The organism is Streptomyces sp. NPDC003697 (assembly GCF_053587115.1).
In genome coordinates this window covers 36,526-53,008 of sequence record NZ_JBSFNN010000022.1, presented here as the reverse complement: position 1 = coordinate 53,008, position 16,483 = coordinate 36,526, and the positions used below count along the sequence as shown (strand labels likewise).

The following is a 16,483-nucleotide window of genomic DNA, read 5'->3' as shown; positions in this document are numbered from 1 at the left end:
TTTCGCGAAGGGCCCGGGTCGATACCGGATCGTGACGGGCGTCACGTAGTTTCCTCCGAATCTACTCGCGTAGAAATTTTGTACGGGTAGTCTGAAGGAACCTGCTCAGCACCACACACCGGGAGTGCCAGTGGCACGCGTCGTAGTCGACGTCATGCTCAAGCCGGAGATCCTCGACCCCCAGGGCCAGGCGGTGCAGCGCGCACTGCCGCGGCTGGGTTTCGAAGGCATCTCCGACGTACGTCAGGGAAAGCGGTTCGAACTGGAAGTGGACGGGCCCCTCGACGAGGCCGCGCTCGCCCGCATTCATGATCTTGCCGAGTCCTTCCTCGCCAACACCGTGATCGAGGACTTCACCGTCAAGGTGGAGGAAGTCGCGGAGGCCGTGAAGTGACCGCTCGTATTGGCGTCGTCACTTTTCCGGGCAGCCTCGACGACCGCGACACGCAGCGCGCGATCCGTCTGGCGGGTGCCGAACCCGTCGCCCTGTGGCACAAGGACAAGGACCTCAAGCAGGTCGACGCCGTCGTCCTGTGCGGCGGTTTCTCCTACGGCGACTACCTGCGGGCCGGTGCCATCGCCCGGTTCTCGCCCGTGATGGAGCCCCTCATCGAGCAGGCGAGGGCCGGGCTGCCGGTCCTCGGCATCTGCAACGGCTTCCAGATCCTCACCGAGGCCCACCTCCTCCCGGGCGCGATGCTCGGCAACGACCACCTCCACTTCATCTGCCGCGACCAGAAGCTGCGGGTGGAGAACGCGGAGACCGCCTGGACCAGCGACTACACCGCCGGACAGGAGATCGACATCCCGCTGAAGAACATGGACGGCCGGTACGTCGCCGACGCGTACACGCTCGACGAGCTGGAGGCCGAGGGCCGGGTCGCCTTCCGCTACCTGGACCTCAACCCCAACGGCTCGCTCCGCGACATCGCCGGCGTCACCAACGAGGCCGGCAACGTCGTGGGCCTCATGCCGCACCCCGAGCACGCCGTCGAGCCGCTGATCGGTACCGGTCGTACCGACGGCCTCCCGTTCTTCACCTCGATCCTCAAGAAGCTGGTCAACGCATGAGCCGGACGCCCTCCCGTCTCGCACCACCACCCTCGAACGAGGCCTTTCGGGCCGCCCCCCGTGTGCTGGACACGGTCGAGCACGCGGCCGCGACCCCCGACGTCGAGCTGCCCTGGGCCGAACTCGGCCTGAAGAAGGACGAGTACGAGCGGGTCGTCGAGATCCTGGGCCGCCGCCCCACCGGCGCCGAGCTCGCCATGTACTCGGTCATGTGGTCCGAGCACTGCTCGTACAAGTCCTCCAAGGTCCACCTGCGCCAGTTCGGCGAGAAGGCCCCCGAGAGCGACGCGCTCCTCGTCGGCATCGGCGAGAACGCCGGCGTGGTGGACGTCGGCCAGGGCTACGCGGTCACCTTCAAGGTGGAGTCGCACAACCACCCCTCGTACGTCGAGCCCTACCAGGGCGCGGCGACCGGTGTCGGCGGCATCGTGCGCGACATCATCGCGATGGGGGCGCGCCCGGTCGCGGTCGTGGACCCGCTGCGCTTCGGCGCCGCCGACCACCCCGACACCAAGCGCGTCCTGCCCGGCGTCGTCGCCGGCATCGGCGGCTACGGCAACTGCCTGGGCCTGCCCAACATCGGCGGCGAGGTCGTCTTCGACGCCTGCTACCAGGGCAACCCGCTGGTCAACGCGGGTGCGATCGGCGTGATGCGGCACGAGGACATCCACCTGGCCAAGGCGTCCGGCGCGGGCAACAAGGTCATCCTGTACGGGGCCCGGACCGGCGGCGACGGCATCGGCGGCGCCTCCATCCTCGCCTCGGAGACCTTCGACGACGCCAAGCCGTCGAAGCGCCCGGCCGTGCAGGTCGGCGACCCCTTCCAGGAGAAGCTCCTCATCGAGTGCACCCTGGAGGCGTTCCGGGAGAAGCTGGTCGTCGGCATCCAGGACCTGGGCGCGGCCGGTCTGTCCTGCGCCACCTCCGAACTCGCCTCCAACGGCTCCGGCGGCATGCGCGTGACGCTGGACGACGTACCCCTGCGCGACTCCACGCTCTCGCCCGAGGAGATCCTCATGAGCGAGTCGCAGGAACGCATGTGCGCGGTCGTCGAGCCCGACAAGGTCGGCCGCTTCCTCCAGATCTGCGAGAAGTGGGACGTCATCGCCACCGTCATCGGTGAGGTGACCGACGGCGACCGCCTGGAGATCTACTGGCACGGCGGCAAGATCGTCGACGTCGACCCGCGCACGGTGGCGCACGAGGGCCCGGTCTACGAGCGCCCGTACGCCCGCCCCGAGTGGCAGGACGCCCTGCAGGCCGACGACGCGGGCAAGCTGCCCCGGCCGTCCTCGGGCGAGGAGCTGAAGGACCAGGTCCTGAAGCTGGTGGCCTCCCCCAACCAGGCCTCCAAGAAGTGGATCACCTCGCAGTACGACCACTTCGTGCAGGGCAACACCGTCCTCGCCCAGCCCGAGGACTCCGGCATGATCCGCATCGACGAGGAGACCGGTCTCGGCGTCGCCATCGCGACCGACGGCAACGGCCGGTACGCCAAGCTCGACCCGTACACGGGTGCGCAGCTGGCCCTCGCCGAGGCCTACCGGAACGTGGCGACGACCGGTGCCAAGCCGCTCGCCGTCTCCGACTGCCTCAACTTCGGTTCGCCCGAGGACCCGGCCGTGATGTGGCAGTTCGCGGAGGCCGTGCGCGGCCTCGCCGACGGCTGCCGGCAGCTCGGCACCCCGGTGACCGGCGGCAACGTCTCGCTCTACAACCAGACGGGTGAGGCCGCCATCCACCCGACGCCGGTGGTCGCCGTCCTCGGCGTCATCGACGACGTGGCCCGGCGCACCCCGGTCGCCTTCCAGGAGGAGGGCCAGCTGATCTACCTCCTCGGCGACACCCGCGAGGAGTTCGGCGGCTCGGCCTGGTCCCAGGTCGTCCACGACCACCTCGGCGGCCTCCCGCCGAAGGTCGACCTGGAGCGCGAGCGGCTGCTCGCGGAGATCCTGATCTCCGCCTCCCGCGACGGCATGATCGACTCCGCGCACGACCTGTCCGACGGCGGACTGGTCCAGGCCGTGGTCGAGTCGGCGCTGCTCGGCGGCAAGGGCGCCCGGCTGATCGTGCCGGACGGTCTCGACGCGTTCACCTTCCTCTTCTCCGAGTCGGCGGGGCGCGCGGTCGTCGCCGTGCCGCGCTCGGAGGAGGTCCGCTTCAACGACATGTGCGGGGCGCGCGGTCTGCCCGCCACCCGCGTCGGTGTCGTGGACGGCGACACCGTGGAGGTCCAGGGCGAGTTCGAGCTGACCCTGGCCGAGCTGCGCGAGGCGCACGAGGGCACGATCCCGTCGCTGCTGGCCTGACCGGCGGCGGTCGTACGACGCGGCGGAGGCCCCGCCCGGTTCGCCGGGCGGGGCCTCCTGCCTGACGGTGCCCTGTGGTCCGGGCCGCGGGTCCGGGGCCGGCACGCCCAGAGCGCGCACCTGACGCCGCGCGGCCGCCCTGCGGGCGACGACGCGAATCGTCGGACAGGCCCTAGGCTCACCGCCATGCCCCCGGCCAGGAAGCGCACCCGGACCTACGACCCCGCCACGACCCGCACCGCGGTGCTCACGCAGTTCGGGCACGTACGCGACGCCGTCACCGCCCTCACCCCCGGGCAGCTCGCGCTGCCCACCCGGCTGGGCGACTGGACGGTGCGGGACCTCGCCGCACACCTGACCATGGCCGTCGGGAGCGTCAGTACCGCCCTGGAGCGCGAGGAGCCCAAGGCCGCCGACCTCGGTCCGCTGGACTACGGCTCGGCCACCGCCGGGTTCGCGGACGCCATCGCCGAAGGCAGTCACGCCCTCGCCGAGGCGCACCCCGACCTCGGCGCCCTGTACGTCCGCACCGCCGAGCGGTTCGCCGCCGACCTCGCCGCCGTCCCTCCCGGCCGGCTCGTCGCCACCCGCGCCGGCGGCATGACCCTCGCCGACTACCTGGTCACCCGCACCGTCGAACTCGTCGTCCACACCGACGACCTGAACGACGCCGTGCCCGGACTCGACGTACCGCTGGAGCGCAAGGCCCTCGCCGCGTGCACGCGGCTGCTGGCCGACACCCTCGCCGCCCGCGCCCCCGGCGGCTCCACCGAGGTGCGCATCCCGCCGTACGCCGTGGTCCAGTGCGTCGAGGGCCCCCGGCATACCCGCGGCACCCCGCCGAACGTCGTCGAGACCGACCCGCTGACGTGGATCCGCCTGGCGACCGGGCGGATCGCATGGCAGGACGCGGTCGCGCAGGCCAGGGTGAGCGCGAGCGGGGAGCGCGCGGACCTCTCGGGGCTGCTGCCGCTGCTGGCGTGAGCCGTCCCGGCACGGGGCCGGAACCGTGGTGGAACGGGTCCTTCCGGCCTCCGTGGAAGCGGACCCGGTGCCGGGGACGCGCCGGCCGTCCGTCTCCGCTCGTCGCCGGATCGCGCCCCGGACGCCCCCGCGGCGCCCCGAACGGTGTGCGTCACCTCACTCGTGCGCCCGCCGAACGCCCCGATCCGGCCCTCCGGCGGCGCGGGATGCCACCGCCGTCCCCGCGAAAGGACCGCTCTGACCTGCGGGAACGGAAAGGGTGCGGCCACAGCGGCCGGAGAGCGGTGCCCAACCGCCGGTCATCCCGCATTCGGACCAGTGGTCGACCTCGCCTACACTCGGACCCGTGCCACGTGGTGACGGTCGACTCAATCACGATCTTCTCCCCGGTGAGAAGGGCCCTCAGGACGCCTGCGGCGTCTTCGGTGTCTGGGCTCCGGGCGAAGAGGTCGCAAAGCTCACGTACTTCGGGCTCTACGCCCTCCAGCATCGGGGCCAGGAATCCGCGGGAATCGCGGTCAGCAACGGCTCCCAGATCCTCGTCTTCAAGGACATGGGCCTGGTCTCCCAGGTCTTCGACGAGACCTCGCTCGGTTCGCTCCAGGGTCACATCGCGGTGGGTCACGCCCGCTACTCGACCACCGGCGCCTCCGTGTGGGAGAACGCCCAGCCGACGTTCCGCGCCACCGCGCAGGGCTCCATCGCGCTCGGCCACAACGGCAACCTGGTCAACACCGCGCAGCTCGCCGAGATGGTCGCCGAGCTGCCGAAGGACACCGGCGGCCGTTCCCCCCGGGTCGCGGCCACCAACGACACCGACCTGCTCACCGCCCTCCTGGCGGCCCAGGTCGACGCCGACGGCAAGCCGCTCACCGTCGAGCAGGCCGCCCACGCGGTCCTGCCGAAGGTCAAGGGTGCCTTCAGCCTCGTCTTCATGAACGAGCACACCCTGTACGCCGCCCGCGACCCGCAGGGCATCCGCCCGCTCGTCCTGGGCCGCCTGGAGCGCGGCTGGGTCGTCGCCTCCGAGACCGCCGCCCTCGACATCACCGGCGCGAGCTTCGTGCGGGAGATCGAGCCGGGCGAGTTCGTCGCCATCGACGAGAACGGTCTGCGCACCGCCCGATTCGCGGATGCGAAGCCCAAGGGCTGCGTCTTCGAGTACGTCTACCTGGCCCGCCCCGACACCGACATCGCCGGCCGGAACGTCTACCTGTCCCGCGTCGAGATGGGGCGCCGCCTGGCCGCGGAGGCCCCGGTCGAGGCCGACCTGGTGATACCGACACCCGAGTCGGGCACTCCGGCCGCCATCGGCTACGCGGAGGCGTCCGGCATCCCCTTCGGCAACGGCCTGGTGAAGAACGCCTACGTGGGCCGCACGTTCATCCAGCCCTCGCAGACCATCCGCCAGCTCGGCATCCGGCTCAAGCTGAACCCGCTGAAGGAAGTCATCAAGGGCAAGCGCCTGGTCGTCGTGGACGACTCGATCGTCCGCGGCAACACCCAGCGGGCCCTGGTCCGCATGCTGCGCGAGGCGGGCGCCGCCGAGGTCCACATCCGGATCTCCTCCCCGCCCGTGAAGTGGCCCTGCTTCTTCGGCATCGACTTCGCCACCCGCGCCGAGCTGATCGCCAACGGCATGACCATCGACGAGATCGGCACCTCCCTCGGGGCCGACTCACTGGCGTACATCTCCATCGACGGCATGATCGAGGCGACCACGATCGCCAAGCCGAACCTGTGCCGCGCCTGCTTCGACGGCGAGTACCCGATGGAACTCCCGGACCCCGAGCTGCTCGGCAAGCAGCTCCTGGAGACCGAACTGGCGGCCGGTCCGGCAGCCACGGCTGCGGCCGACGCGATCCGTCGCCCGTAGGTCCCGTAGAAACCAACCCGAAAGATCCCAGGCAATGTCTGCTGCGTCCGACAAGTCGACTTCGTCGACGGGTCCTGTCACCGGTGCTTCCTACGCGGCCGCCGGCGTCGACATCGAAGCGGGCGACCGCGCCGTCGAGCTGATGAAGGAGTGGGTGAAGAAGACGCAGCGGCCCGAGGTTCTCGGCGGCCTCGGCGGTTTCGCCGGCCTCTTCGACGCCTCCGCCCTCAAGGGCTACGAGCGTCCCCTGCTCGCCTCCGCCACGGACGGCGTCGGCACCAAGGTCGACATCGCCCGCCGGATGGGCGTCTACGACACCATCGGCCACGACCTGGTCGCCATGGTCATGGACGACATCGTGGTGTGCGGTGCCGAGCCGCTGTTCATGACCGACTACATCTGCGTCGGCAAGGTGCACCCCGAGCGGGTCGCCGCCCTCGTGAAGGGCATCGCGGAGGGCTGTGTGCTGGCCGGCTGCGCCCTGGTGGGCGGCGAGACGGCGGAACACCCCGGACTGCTCGGCGCGGACGACTTCGACGTCGCCGGCGCCGGCACGGGTGTGGTGGAGGCCGACCGGCTGCTCGGCGCGGATCGCATCCGTACGGGTGACGCGGTGATCGCCATGGCGGCCTCCGGTCTTCACTCGAACGGGTACTCGCTCGTCCGGCACGTCCTGCTGGACCGGGCAGGCCTGTCGCTGGACGCGCGGATCGAGGAGCTCGGCCGCACCCTGGGCGAGGAACTGCTCGAGCCGACGAAGATCTACTCGCTGGACTGCCTGGCGCTGACCCGCACCACCGAGGTGCACGCCTTCAGCCACGTCACCGGTGGCGGACTGGCCGCCAACCTGGCCCGGGTGATCCCGGACGGGCTGCATGCCGTGGTCGACCGTTCGACCTGGACCCCGGCCCCCGTCTTCGACCTGGTCGGCAAGACCGGCGACGTCGAGCGGCTGGAGCTGGAGAAGACCCTCAACATGGGCGTCGGCATGATCGCGGTCGTGCCGCAGGAGTCGGCGGACGTGGCCCTCACCACCCTGGCCGACCGCGGGCTCGAGGCGTGGGTGGCCGGCGAGATCACCGAACGCGGCGAGCACACCACCGGAGCCGCCCTCGTCGGAGACTACGCGGGCTGAGAAACCCCCGGGCAGCACAGAACCCGGTCCGTGGCATCCACGGACCGGGCTGTGGTCAGTGCAGGGTCAAGCGCCGCGGCGACGCTGGTGCGAGGAGGTGTCGTCCTCGTCCTCGTCGTCGTCCTCGTACAGGTCGGCGTACCGTGCGTACAGGTCGTCGTCATGCTCATCGTCCTCGAACCGGTCGCCGTTCGGCGACGTGTTCGACGTCGATGCGCCCAGCTCCTCGGCCAGGCGTGAGAGGTCCGTCCCACCGCTGTTGTACTTCAGCTGGCGGGCGACCTTCGTCTGCTTGGCCTTGGCCCGGCCGCGCCCCATGGCTCGACCCCCTCAACGACGGGGCTCGACGGCCCCAGAGTCTTGACACGCGTTCATGGTCCGGAACGGGCTCTCCGTGGAGAGACCGGTCCGTAGGGCTTCCACGGTACCTGAGCCCACGCCCATACGGTACGTCGCCCGTGGGACGCGCGTGTGCGCAGAACCTTCGAGGCGCCCCGTCCTCGCTGGTCAATGGCGATTTTAACCACTTATCCGCGGACGACCCGCCGGTGGAAGTGAGAGTTCTCTCCAACCGGCCACCGGCAGGTACCGGTCAGACGCGGGGTGTGCGACGTGTCACCGCACCGTCGCGTTCCGTGCCTCCGACATCCGCTGCTCGGCGATCCGGTCGGCCGCGGCAGCCGGCGGAATCCCATCCTTCTTCGCACGTGCGAATATGGCCAGCGTGGTGTCGAAGATCTTCGCCGCCTTCGCCCTGCATCGGTCGAAGTCGAAGCCGTGGAGCTCGTCGGCGACCTGGATGACACCGCCCGCGTTCACCACGTAGTCCGGGGCGTAGAGGATCCCGCGGTCGGCGATGTCCTTCTCGACGCCCGGGTGGGCGAGCTGGTTGTTTGCCGCGCCGCACACCACCCGGGCGGTCAGCACCGGCACGGTGGCGTCGTTCAGGGCGCCGCCCAGCGCGCAGGGGGCGTAGATGTCGAGCCCCTCGGACCGGATCAGGGCGTCGGTGTCGGCGGCCACGGCGACGGACGGGTGGGCGTCGGTGACCCGGCGCACGGCGTCCTGCCGCACGTCTGTGACGACGACCTCGGCGCCCTCGTCCAGCAGGTGCCGTACGAGGTGGTGCCCGACCTTGCCCACGCCCGCGACGCCGACCTTGCGGCCGCGCAGGCAGGGGTCGCCCCACAGGTGCTGGGCGGAGGCCCGCATGCCCTGGTAGACGCCGAAGGCGGTCAGGACGGAGGAGTCGCCGGCGCCGCCGTTCTCGGGGGAGCGGCCGGTCGTCCAGCGGCACTCGCGCGCCACCACGTCCATGTCGGCGACGTACGTGCCGACGTCGCAGGCGGTGACGTAACGCCCGCCGAGCGAGGCCACCATGCGCCCGTAGGCGAGCAGCAGCTCCTCGGTCTTGTCGCGCTCGGGGTTCCCGATGATCACGGCCTTGCCGCCGCCGTGGTCGAGGCCGGCCATGGCGTTCTTGTACGACATGCCGCGCGCGAGGTTCAGCGCGTCGGCGAGGGCCTCCTCCTCGGTGGCGTACGGGAAGAAGCGGGTACCGCCGAGGGCCGGGCCGAGGGCGGTGGAGTGGATGGCGATGACGGCCTTGAGGCCGCTGGCGCGGTCCTGACAGAGCACGACTTGCTCATGGCCCCCCTGCTCCGAGTGGAACAGGGTGTGCAGGACGCCGTTGGTCAGGTCGGTCACGGTGGTGACTCCCGGGTGAGTAGCGGCGAGTGGGGACGGGCGTCCGTGAGGCACCCCCCGGCGCTTGTGGCGAGAGGGGAGCGTAGGGAGCCCAGAGTGGCCGATGGGCCGCTCGGCATGAGCGTAGAGCCTGACCCCGCTCCCGACGGGCGTCATGGTCGGGATCACCCTCCCTCGGAGTACGTCCGCACCCGGACGTGGGACGATTTGCCTTGGTTTTCCATCCGTCCGGGCTGCGGCCGGACGGGTTTCGCGCCGGAGCCGGCGGGGAGGGAGCAGGCGTGCCCAAGGTGTCCTCGGTGGTCGTCCCGTACGCGGCCTACCTGCGCGTCTACGAACCCCTGGCCGCCTTCCCCGAGCCGGAGCGCAGCCACTGGGCCCGCTACGCCCGCCGCACCGACCTCCCCACCTACCAGGACGAGCTCCGCCGCTGCCTGGCCGACCTGGTGCCGACCCCGCCGGTGCCGGTGCCGGTGCACGAGAGCGGTGACGCGTTCGTCCTGGAGACCGACGGGGTGGTCCGCGTCTGCCCCTGGTGCACCCGGCTGCGCGGCTGGCAGGCCCTGGAGGACCTCGCCGAGGAGCTCCCGGCGGTCGTCCTGGACGCGGCGCTGCCCCCGGTCGTACGGCGCCAGGCGGCCCAGGACTACGAGCGCTGGCTGGACCGCAACCCCGACGCGCGCCCATGGATCCGCACCGCGGCCTGGCAGGTGCCGCTGACCTGGTTCGTGCTGGTCTCCGACGCGGAGCGGGAGTACGTCAAGGGCTCGGGACGCTCCGGGGACGGCACGACGCCGGTGCTGCGGTACCGGACGGAGATGGTGCAGGCCCGGCGGCGGGTGGCCCGGTCGCTGCGGACGCTCAGGGAGACCCTCGACGAGGGGCCGCTGATCGACGGCCTGGTGGACGTCGGGCGGTGGCTGGAGGAGTTCCATCCACGTTCGCTGGTGGAGCTGGACTACGGCGGGCTGGTGCACGCCCTGCCGGCGGGCGAGCTCGAGGGGGACCACTCGGCGGCGGACGTGGCCGAGGGTGTCCAGGCGCTGCGGCAGGGCGACGGCGCCGCCGCGGGGGAGGCGTACGGGCGGCTCGTGGAGCGGTGGCGGGCGGTCCGCGACCGCCGCTCGGCGAACTGACCGCGGTCCCGGCCGCGCACCGCGCGACCTCGGACGCCGCCGCGACCGACGCGATGCGACGGGGACGTCGCCGTACCGGACGCCGGCGTACCGGGTGCCTCCGCGACGGACGCTGTCGTACCGGATGCCGGTGCGGGAGTGACGCGCGTCACGGTCGGGGAGGTCGTCGGCAGCGTACGGTCGGGACAATTCGGGGTACCGGCGGGATGTGGGTGCCGATCCGGGTGTACACCCCAAGCGTGATCGACGGCACGTAACCGGCCCTTGCGCCGCTTGCCCCTCCTCGTGCCAAAATAGGACAAGGAGTCCGGGGAGGACTTCTTCCGCCCTGTGTGCTCCACTGTGGGCGGATTCTCCGCATTGCACGCTTTGGGGGGGCTGGTGCCTCCTGATCGCCCTGTGACTGATCGTCACAGTGGCGTGACTGTCCGCTATGGCATGGTCCATCGGCTTCCGTCGCTGATGAACACCTGGGAGGGCAATTCCATCGGTTTGGCCGACGCGGCTGGACAGATGGTGTAGTTGTAGTGCCGAGGACAAGCCGTTCGTCCTATAACCGACTCGACTCGCGTCCGCCATATCGGGCAACGCGGGTCAAGGTGCAGAATTTAGAGGAAAGAACCGAGAAGGTTCGGTTCTCCCGAGGAGGCCGCTCATGACCGCTCGCACCCCTGATGCCGAGCCGCTGCTGACCCCCGCCGAGGTCGCCACCATGTTCCGCGTCGACCCGAAGACGGTCACGCGCTGGGCGAAGGCCGGCAAGCTCACGTCGATCCGCACGCTCGGCGGGCACCGCCGCTACCGCGAGGCCGAGGTCCGCGCCCTGCTGGCGGGCATTCCGCAGCAGCGCAGCGAGGCCTGAGGCCCCGCATAACCGGACGAACCGGCGGGTCCCCAACCAGCCGAGACGTCCAGCACCACAGCTCCAAGCGACGCGGGACCTGCCCCAACAGGCCCCAGGCCCAAGCCGAACCGAGTTCGTCAGGCATGTGAAACAGGGTGCGTCGTCGATCGCGCTGGACTCCGCCGGGTCCAGCGCGATTTTTTGTGCCCCGGCGAGGGACGCCGAAGCGCTCCCAGGGGCCCGTGAGGGGCCGTGGGTTGCCTTGTCGGAGTCTGGGTGGGCCTGTGGGATCGCCTGGTGAGGGTGGCTCAGGGGGGCTCCGGCGGTACCCGGGGAGCGGCTGGAGGGGTTCGTGGGACGACCTCGAGGTCCCCTTGGGGCCAGTGCAATTGCACATATTAAATCGACCGGTTGTAGGTGGGGTGTAAATACCGCACTCTCCAAAACTTATGCGGTGACACCCGTCACACCGCACACCGCTTGTTGTGGCGCGGCCTCCTGCGCTAATGAGCACGGAAGTCACAGCGCCTCGCGCAAGCACGGGAGTTCGTGTCGAGAGAGCCGAGGAGTGGCGCGCGTCGGTGTGCACTCACGAGGCGGGGTCCGGGCGGAGGCCGGCGCGCACTCGCGGGGCGGGACTCACGCGGGCGTGGCGGTCTCGTCCTCGGGCACCTCGTCGATGGCCTCCGCGGACCGGGGAGCGCTGTCCATGGCCATGCGCAGCAGGTGGTGGCAGACCGGGCAGTGATGGGTCAGATGGCGGTACGACGAGGCGGCCGCGAGGTGCGCGCGGAGCAGCGCCCGGGTCTCGTGCCTGGCCGATGCCGTCATACGCCCCCTCCGGCGGCCCGTACGGGAAGACGGGCCCTTATGTCTGGGTACCGGCCGGACCTGGTGCCGTCAAGAGACCGGATGCGGCACTACGGGAGCGGCCATGGGGGGCCGGCGCGGACCGGATCGGGGGAGCGGGCGGCAACCCGGGTGGGGAGCCGGGCGGGTGGGGAGGCATGCGAAAGGCCCGCTTCCTCGACGGAAAGCGGGCCTTCTCGATGCGGTCCTGACGGGATTTGAACCCGCGGCCTCCACCTTGACAGGGTGGCGAGCACTCCAAACTGCTCCACAGGACCAGGTTTCGCGGCGCTTCTTCTCGCGTTGCGCTGCGAGAAGAGACTGTACAGGAGGCGAGCCGACTGGTCGAACTCACCCCCTGTACGCGGGTCGTCACGGCACCGCGGCGTCGATCGCCTTCACGATCCGCTTGTCGGAGACCGGGTAGGCGGTGCCGAGCGCGTGGGCGAAGTAGCTGACGCGGAGTTCCTCGATCATCCAGCGGATCTCCAGGACCGGCGCGGGAACCGGCCGCCCCTGCGGCATCTGCTCCAGGAGCCAGGCGTACTCGTCCTGCATCTCCCGGACCTTCTCCATGCGCGTGGTGTCCCGCTGGACGTTCGTCGGCATCTGCTGCAGCCGCCGGTCCGCGGCGACGAGGTAGCGCATCAGGTCCGGCAGCCGGCGCAGCCCCGTCTCCGTCACGAAGCCCGGCTTCACCAGCGCGTCCAGCTGCGTCCGTACGTCCGTCAGGTTCGGCAGCAGCGCGGGGCTCCGTACGGCCTTCAGCCGGCGCTCGCACGCCTGCCAGGCGGCCAGCACCTGCTGCACCTGCCCCACGGTCCGCACGGTCAGGTCGACGATCTCGGCGCGCACCTTGTCGTACAGCTTGCGGTACGACTCCTCGTCCCACGCCGGTCCGCCGAAGTCGGCGATCAGCCGGTCGGCCGCCGCCATCGCGCAGTCGTCGAACAGGGCCTGGATCGACCCGTGCGGATTCGCCGACAGACCGAGCTTCTGCTGGTTCGTCAGCTTCTCGGATGCGAACTTCGCCGGACTGACCGGGATGTTGCGCAGGATCAGCCGGCGCGTCCCCTTCCACATCGCCTCCGCCTGCTCGGCCTCGGTGTCGAAGAGACGTACGGACACCGTGTCGCCGTCGTCGACCAGCGCCGGGTAGGCCTTCACCGGCTGGCCGGCGCGCCGGGTCTCGAAGACGCGGGTCAGCGTCCCGATCGTCCAGTCGGTCAGACCCTTGCGCTCCAGCGATTCGCCGCCCTCCCGCTGTGCGGTGGCCGCGGCGGCCTGCGACAGGGCCTTGCGGGCCTTCGGCTTCAGCCTGAGCTTCAGCGCCTGCAGGTCCTTGTCCTCGGCCAGCTTGCGGCGCCGCTCGTCGACGATCCTGAAGGTGACGCGCAGATGCTCGGGGACCTTGGCCCAGTCGAAGTCGTCCGGCTCGAAGGGGACGCCGACCATGCGCTTCAGCTCGCGGGCCATGGCCGTGGTGAGCGGCTCCCACCCGGCCTGCGTCCCCTCGCGCCACTGCGGGGGCGAGGCCTTCTCCAGGAACGCCCTGGCGTAGTTCGGCGCCGGGACGTAGTTGCGGCGGATCGGCTTGGGCAGGGAGCGGATCAGCTCGGTCACCAGCTCCTCCCGCAGGCCCGGGATCTGCCAGTCGAAGCCCTCGTCCGTGACCTGGTTGAGGACCTGCAGCGGGATGTGCACGGTCACACCGTCCGCGTCGGCGCCGGGTTCGAACTGGTAGGTCACCCGGAAGGTCAGGTCGCCCTGGCGCCAGGAGTCCGGGTAGTCGGCCTTGGTGACCGCCTCCGCCGACTCCCGGATGAGCATCTCCCGCTCGAAGTCGAGATGGTCGGGCTGCTCCTGCCGCTTGCGCTTCCACCAGGAGTCGAAGTGCGCCCCGGAGACGACGTGTGCGGGCACCCGCTGGTCGTAGAAGTCGAACAGCGTCTCGTCGTCGACGACGATGTCCCGGCGCCGCGCGCGGTGCTCCAGCTCCTCCACCTCGCTGAGCAGACGGCGGTTGTCGGCGAAGAACTTGTGGTGCGTGCGCCAGTCGCCCTCGACGAGGGCGTTGCGGATGAACAGCTCGCGGCTGGCCTCCGGGTCGATGCGGCCGTAGTTGACCTTGCGCTGCGCGACGATCGGCACGCCGTACAGCGTCACCTTCTCGTACGCCATCACCGCCGCCTGGTCCTTCTCCCAGTGCGGCTCGCTGTACGTCCGCTTCAGCAGGTGACCGGCGAGCGGCTCCACCCACTCCGGCTCGATCTTCGCGTTGACGCGCGCCCACAGGCGCGAGGTCTCGACGAGCTCCGCCGACATGACGAACCTCGGCGGCTTCCTGAACAGGGCCGAGCCGGGGAAGATCGCGAACTTGGCGTTTCGGGCGCCCAGGTACTCGTTGCGGCCGCCGTCCCGGCGCGCGCCGGGGCCGGAGTCCTTGGACTCCTTCACGTCCTTCATGCCGATGTGCGAGAGCAGGCCGGCCAGGAGGGACACGTGGATGCGGTCCGCGGGCGCGTCCTGGTCGTTGAGGTGGATGCCCATCTGCTTGGCGACCGTGCGCAGTTGCGTGTAGATGTCCTGCCACTCGCGGATGCGGAGGAAGTTGAGGTACTCCTGCTTGCACATGCGGCGGAAGGACGACGAGCCGCGCTCCTTCTGCTGCTCGCGGATGTACCGCCACAGGTTGAGGTAGGCGAGGAAGTCGCTGGTCTCGTCCTTGAACCGGGCGTGGCTCTGGTCGGCCTGGGTCTGCTTGTCGGCGGGACGCTCCCGCGGGTCCTGGATGGACAGCGCGGCGGCGATCACCATGACCTCGCGGACGCAGCCGTTCCTGTCGGCCTCCAGGACCATGCGGGCCAGGCGCGGGTCGACGGGCAGCTGGGCGAGCTTGCGGCCGGTCTGGGTGAGGCGCTTGCGCGGGTCCTTCTGGGCCGGGTCGAGGGCGCCGAGCTCCTGCAGCAGCTGCACGCCGTCGCGGATGTTGCGGTGGTCCGGCGGGTCGATGAAGGGGAACTTCTCGATGTCGCCGAGGCCGGCCGCGGTCATCTGCAGGATGACGGAGGCCAGGTTGGTGCGCAGGATCTCGGCGTCCGTGAACTCCGGCCGGGCGTCGAAGTCCTCCTCGCTGTAGAGGCGGATGCAGATGCCGTCGGAGGTACGGCCGCAGCGCCCCTTGCGCTGGTTGGCGCTGGCCTGGGAGACCGGCTCGATGGGCAGCCGCTGGACCTTCGTGCGGTGGCTGTACCGGGAGATACGGGCGAAGCCGGGGTCGATGACGTACTTGATGCCGGGGACCGTGAGGGAGGTCTCCGCGACATTGGTGGCCAGCACGATCCTGCGTCCCGTGTGCTGCTGGAAGACGCGGTGCTGCTCGGCGTGCGAGAGCCGGGCGTAGAGGGGCAGGATCTCGGTCCGCTGCCAGCCGGCTCCGCCGGCGCCCGGGTACTTCTTCTTGTTCAGCGCGTCCGCGGTGTCGCGGATCTCGCGCTCGCCGGAGAGGAAGACGAGGATGTCACCGGGTCCCTCGGCCATGAGTTCGTCCACGGCGTCGGTGATCGCGGTGATCTGGTCGCGGTCGGCGTCGTCGGAGTCCTCCTCGAGGAGGGGCCGGTAGCGGACCTCGACGGGGTAGGTGCGGCCGCTGACCTCGACGATCGGCGCGTCGGCGAAGTGCCGGGAGAAGCGCTCGGGGTCGATGGTCGCGGAGGTGATGACGACCTTGAGGTCGGGGCGCCTGGGCAGCAGCTGGGCGAGGTAGCCGAGCAGGAAGTCGATGTTGAGGGACCGCTCATGGGCCTCGTCGATGATGATCGTGTCGTAGGCGCGCAGCTCGCGGTCGGTCTGGATCTCCGCGAGCAGGATGCCGTCCGTCATCAGCTTGACGAAGGTGGCGTCCTGGTCGACCTGGTCGGTGAACCGCACCTTCCAGCCGACGGCCTCGCCGAGGGGGGTGTCCAGCTCCTCGGCGACGCGCTCGGCGACGGTGCGCGCCGCGATCCGGCGGGGCTGGGTGTGGCCGATCATGCCGCGGACGCCGCGGCCGAGTTCCAGGCAGATCTTGGGGATCTGGGTGGTCTTGCCGGATCCGGTCTCACCGGCGACGATCACGACCTGGTGGTCGCGGACGGCCTCGGCGATCAGGTCCTTCTTCTGGCTGACCGGCAGCTGCTCGGGGTAGGTGACGGCGGGCACGCGGGCGCGCCGCTCGCCCATCCTCACCTCGGCCCGGGCGACCTCGGCCTCGATCTCGGAGAGGACGGCGGCACGGGCCTCCGGCTTGCGGATCTTGCGCGCGCCTTCGAGCCTGCGGCCCAGCCGCTGCGCGTCGCGCAGCGACAGCTCGGTCAGGCGGGAGGCGAGGGTGCCGAGGGCGGGGGCTGGATGCGTAGACATACGTCCTCAAGGATCGCACCTCGACGAAATCGCGCGCGAACGCATTTGCCCGGCGGCGCGGGAGGGCGGTCCGGGCGGGGCGGACGGGAGCGCGGAAGAGCAGGCGGGCGGGGTCGGGACGGGGCCCGCGCGGCCGGCGGGCCGCTTCGGCGGCCGGGCGTGGCCCGGCGG

At 70.8% G+C, this 16,483-nt stretch carries 12 protein-coding genes and 1 tRNA gene; 8 read left to right on the top strand and 5 right to left on the bottom strand.

Annotated features, from left to right (window positions below; translation table 11 throughout):
- Positions 1–130 precede the first annotated feature (130 nt).
- From purS to purM, 6 genes are all read left to right on the top strand, one after another.
- The gene (gene purS, locus ACWDNY_RS12080; protein WP_451645627.1) at positions 131–394 is read left to right on the top strand and encodes a phosphoribosylformylglycinamidine synthase subunit PurS; all 264 of its coding nucleotides are present in this window, start codon (positions 131–133) and stop codon (positions 392–394) included.
- Positions 391–1,071 carry a phosphoribosylformylglycinamidine synthase subunit PurQ gene (purQ, locus tag ACWDNY_RS12075; protein WP_451645626.1) on the top strand — a complete coding sequence of 227 codons (681 nt, stop codon included), beginning with the start codon at positions 391–393 and terminating at the stop codon, positions 1,069–1,071. The genes purS and purQ overlap by 4 nt, the downstream gene beginning before the upstream one ends.
- Positions 1,068–3,380 (top strand): phosphoribosylformylglycinamidine synthase subunit PurL, encoded by a 2,313-nt coding sequence (gene purL, locus ACWDNY_RS12070; RefSeq protein ID WP_451645625.1) that lies wholly within the window; start codon positions 1,068–1,070, stop codon positions 3,378–3,380. The genes purQ and purL overlap by 4 nt, the downstream gene beginning before the upstream one ends.
- A gap of 186 nt (positions 3,381–3,566) precedes the next feature.
- Complete coding sequence (locus ACWDNY_RS12065; protein ID WP_451645624.1) at positions 3,567–4,364, top strand: sterol carrier family protein; 798 nt, start codon at positions 3,567–3,569, stop codon at positions 4,362–4,364.
- Between the two features lie 346 nt (positions 4,365–4,710).
- A complete protein-coding gene (gene purF / locus ACWDNY_RS12060; RefSeq protein ID WP_451645623.1) occupies positions 4,711–6,240 on the top strand; it encodes an amidophosphoribosyltransferase in 1,530 nt (509 codons plus the stop codon).
- Positions 6,241–6,274: 34 nt separating this feature from the next.
- Positions 6,275–7,375 (top strand): phosphoribosylformylglycinamidine cyclo-ligase, encoded by a 1,101-nt coding sequence (gene purM, locus ACWDNY_RS12055; protein ID WP_451645622.1) that lies wholly within the window; start codon positions 6,275–6,277, stop codon positions 7,373–7,375.
- Between the two features lie 66 nt (positions 7,376–7,441).
- Here the strand turns inward: purM and ACWDNY_RS12050 are convergent, their stop codons facing one another.
- Both ACWDNY_RS12050 and ACWDNY_RS12045 read right to left on the bottom strand, forming a co-directional pair.
- Positions 7,442–7,693 carry a DUF3073 domain-containing protein gene (locus ACWDNY_RS12050; RefSeq protein WP_451645621.1) on the bottom strand — a complete coding sequence of 84 codons (252 nt, stop codon included), beginning with the start codon at positions 7,691–7,693 and terminating at the stop codon, positions 7,442–7,444.
- 297 nt (positions 7,694–7,990) lie between these two features.
- Positions 7,991–9,082, bottom strand: coding sequence for a Leu/Phe/Val dehydrogenase (locus ACWDNY_RS12045; RefSeq protein ID WP_451645620.1), 1,092 nt, complete (start codon positions 9,080–9,082; stop codon positions 7,991–7,993).
- A 281-nt stretch (positions 9,083–9,363) separates the two neighbouring features.
- On the opposite strand from ACWDNY_RS12045, the gene ACWDNY_RS12040 reads away from it, so the two are divergent.
- Both ACWDNY_RS12040 and bldC read left to right on the top strand, forming a co-directional pair.
- A complete protein-coding gene (locus ACWDNY_RS12040) occupies positions 9,364–10,218 on the top strand; it encodes a hypothetical protein (protein ID WP_451645619.1) in 855 nt (284 codons plus the stop codon).
- 655 nt (positions 10,219–10,873) lie between these two features.
- Entirely contained in the window at positions 10,874–11,080 is a 207-nt protein-coding gene (gene bldC / locus ACWDNY_RS12035) for a developmental transcriptional regulator BldC (RefSeq protein WP_003949541.1), read from the top strand.
- A 621-nt stretch (positions 11,081–11,701) separates the two neighbouring features.
- On the opposite strand, the gene ACWDNY_RS12030 is transcribed toward bldC, so the two are convergent.
- The 3 genes from ACWDNY_RS12030 to hrpA form a co-directional block, all read right to left on the bottom strand.
- Entirely contained in the window at positions 11,702–11,893 is a 192-nt protein-coding gene (locus tag ACWDNY_RS12030) for a DUF6274 family protein (RefSeq protein ID WP_451645618.1), read from the bottom strand.
- Between the two features lie 221 nt (positions 11,894–12,114).
- Positions 12,115–12,189: transfer RNA gene (locus ACWDNY_RS12025), tRNA-Asp, on the bottom strand.
- A 94-nt stretch (positions 12,190–12,283) separates the two neighbouring features.
- Positions 12,284–16,312, bottom strand: a complete 4,029-nt coding sequence (hrpA, locus tag ACWDNY_RS12020; protein WP_451645617.1) for an ATP-dependent RNA helicase HrpA — start codon at positions 16,310–16,312, stop codon at positions 12,284–12,286.
- Between the last annotated feature and the right edge of the window lie 171 nt (positions 16,313–16,483).

What these genes read in the sequence shown, in the direction of transcription:
- purL (WP_451645625.1), top strand. Translation starts at nt 1,068, where the DNA reads ATGAGCCGGACGCCCTCCCGTCTCGCACCACCACCCTCGAACGAGGCC.
- ACWDNY_RS12065 (WP_451645624.1), top strand. Translation starts at nt 3,567, where the DNA reads ATGCCCCCGGCCAGGAAGCGCACCCGGACCTACGACCCCGCCACGACC.
- purM (WP_451645622.1), top strand. Translation starts at nt 6,275, where the DNA reads ATGTCTGCTGCGTCCGACAAGTCGACTTCGTCGACGGGTCCTGTCACC.
- ACWDNY_RS12050 (WP_451645621.1), bottom strand. Translation starts at nt 7,693, where the DNA reads ATGGGGCGCGGCCGGGCCAAGGCCAAGCAGACGAAGGTCGCCCGCCAG.
- bldC (WP_003949541.1), top strand. Translation starts at nt 10,874, where the DNA reads ATGACCGCTCGCACCCCTGATGCCGAGCCGCTGCTGACCCCCGCCGAG.
- ACWDNY_RS12030 (WP_451645618.1), bottom strand. Translation starts at nt 11,893, where the DNA reads ATGACGGCATCGGCCAGGCACGAGACCCGGGCGCTGCTCCGCGCGCAC.
- hrpA (WP_451645617.1), bottom strand. Translation starts at nt 16,312, where the DNA reads ATGTCTACGCATCCAGCCCCCGCCCTCGGCACCCTCGCCTCCCGCCTG.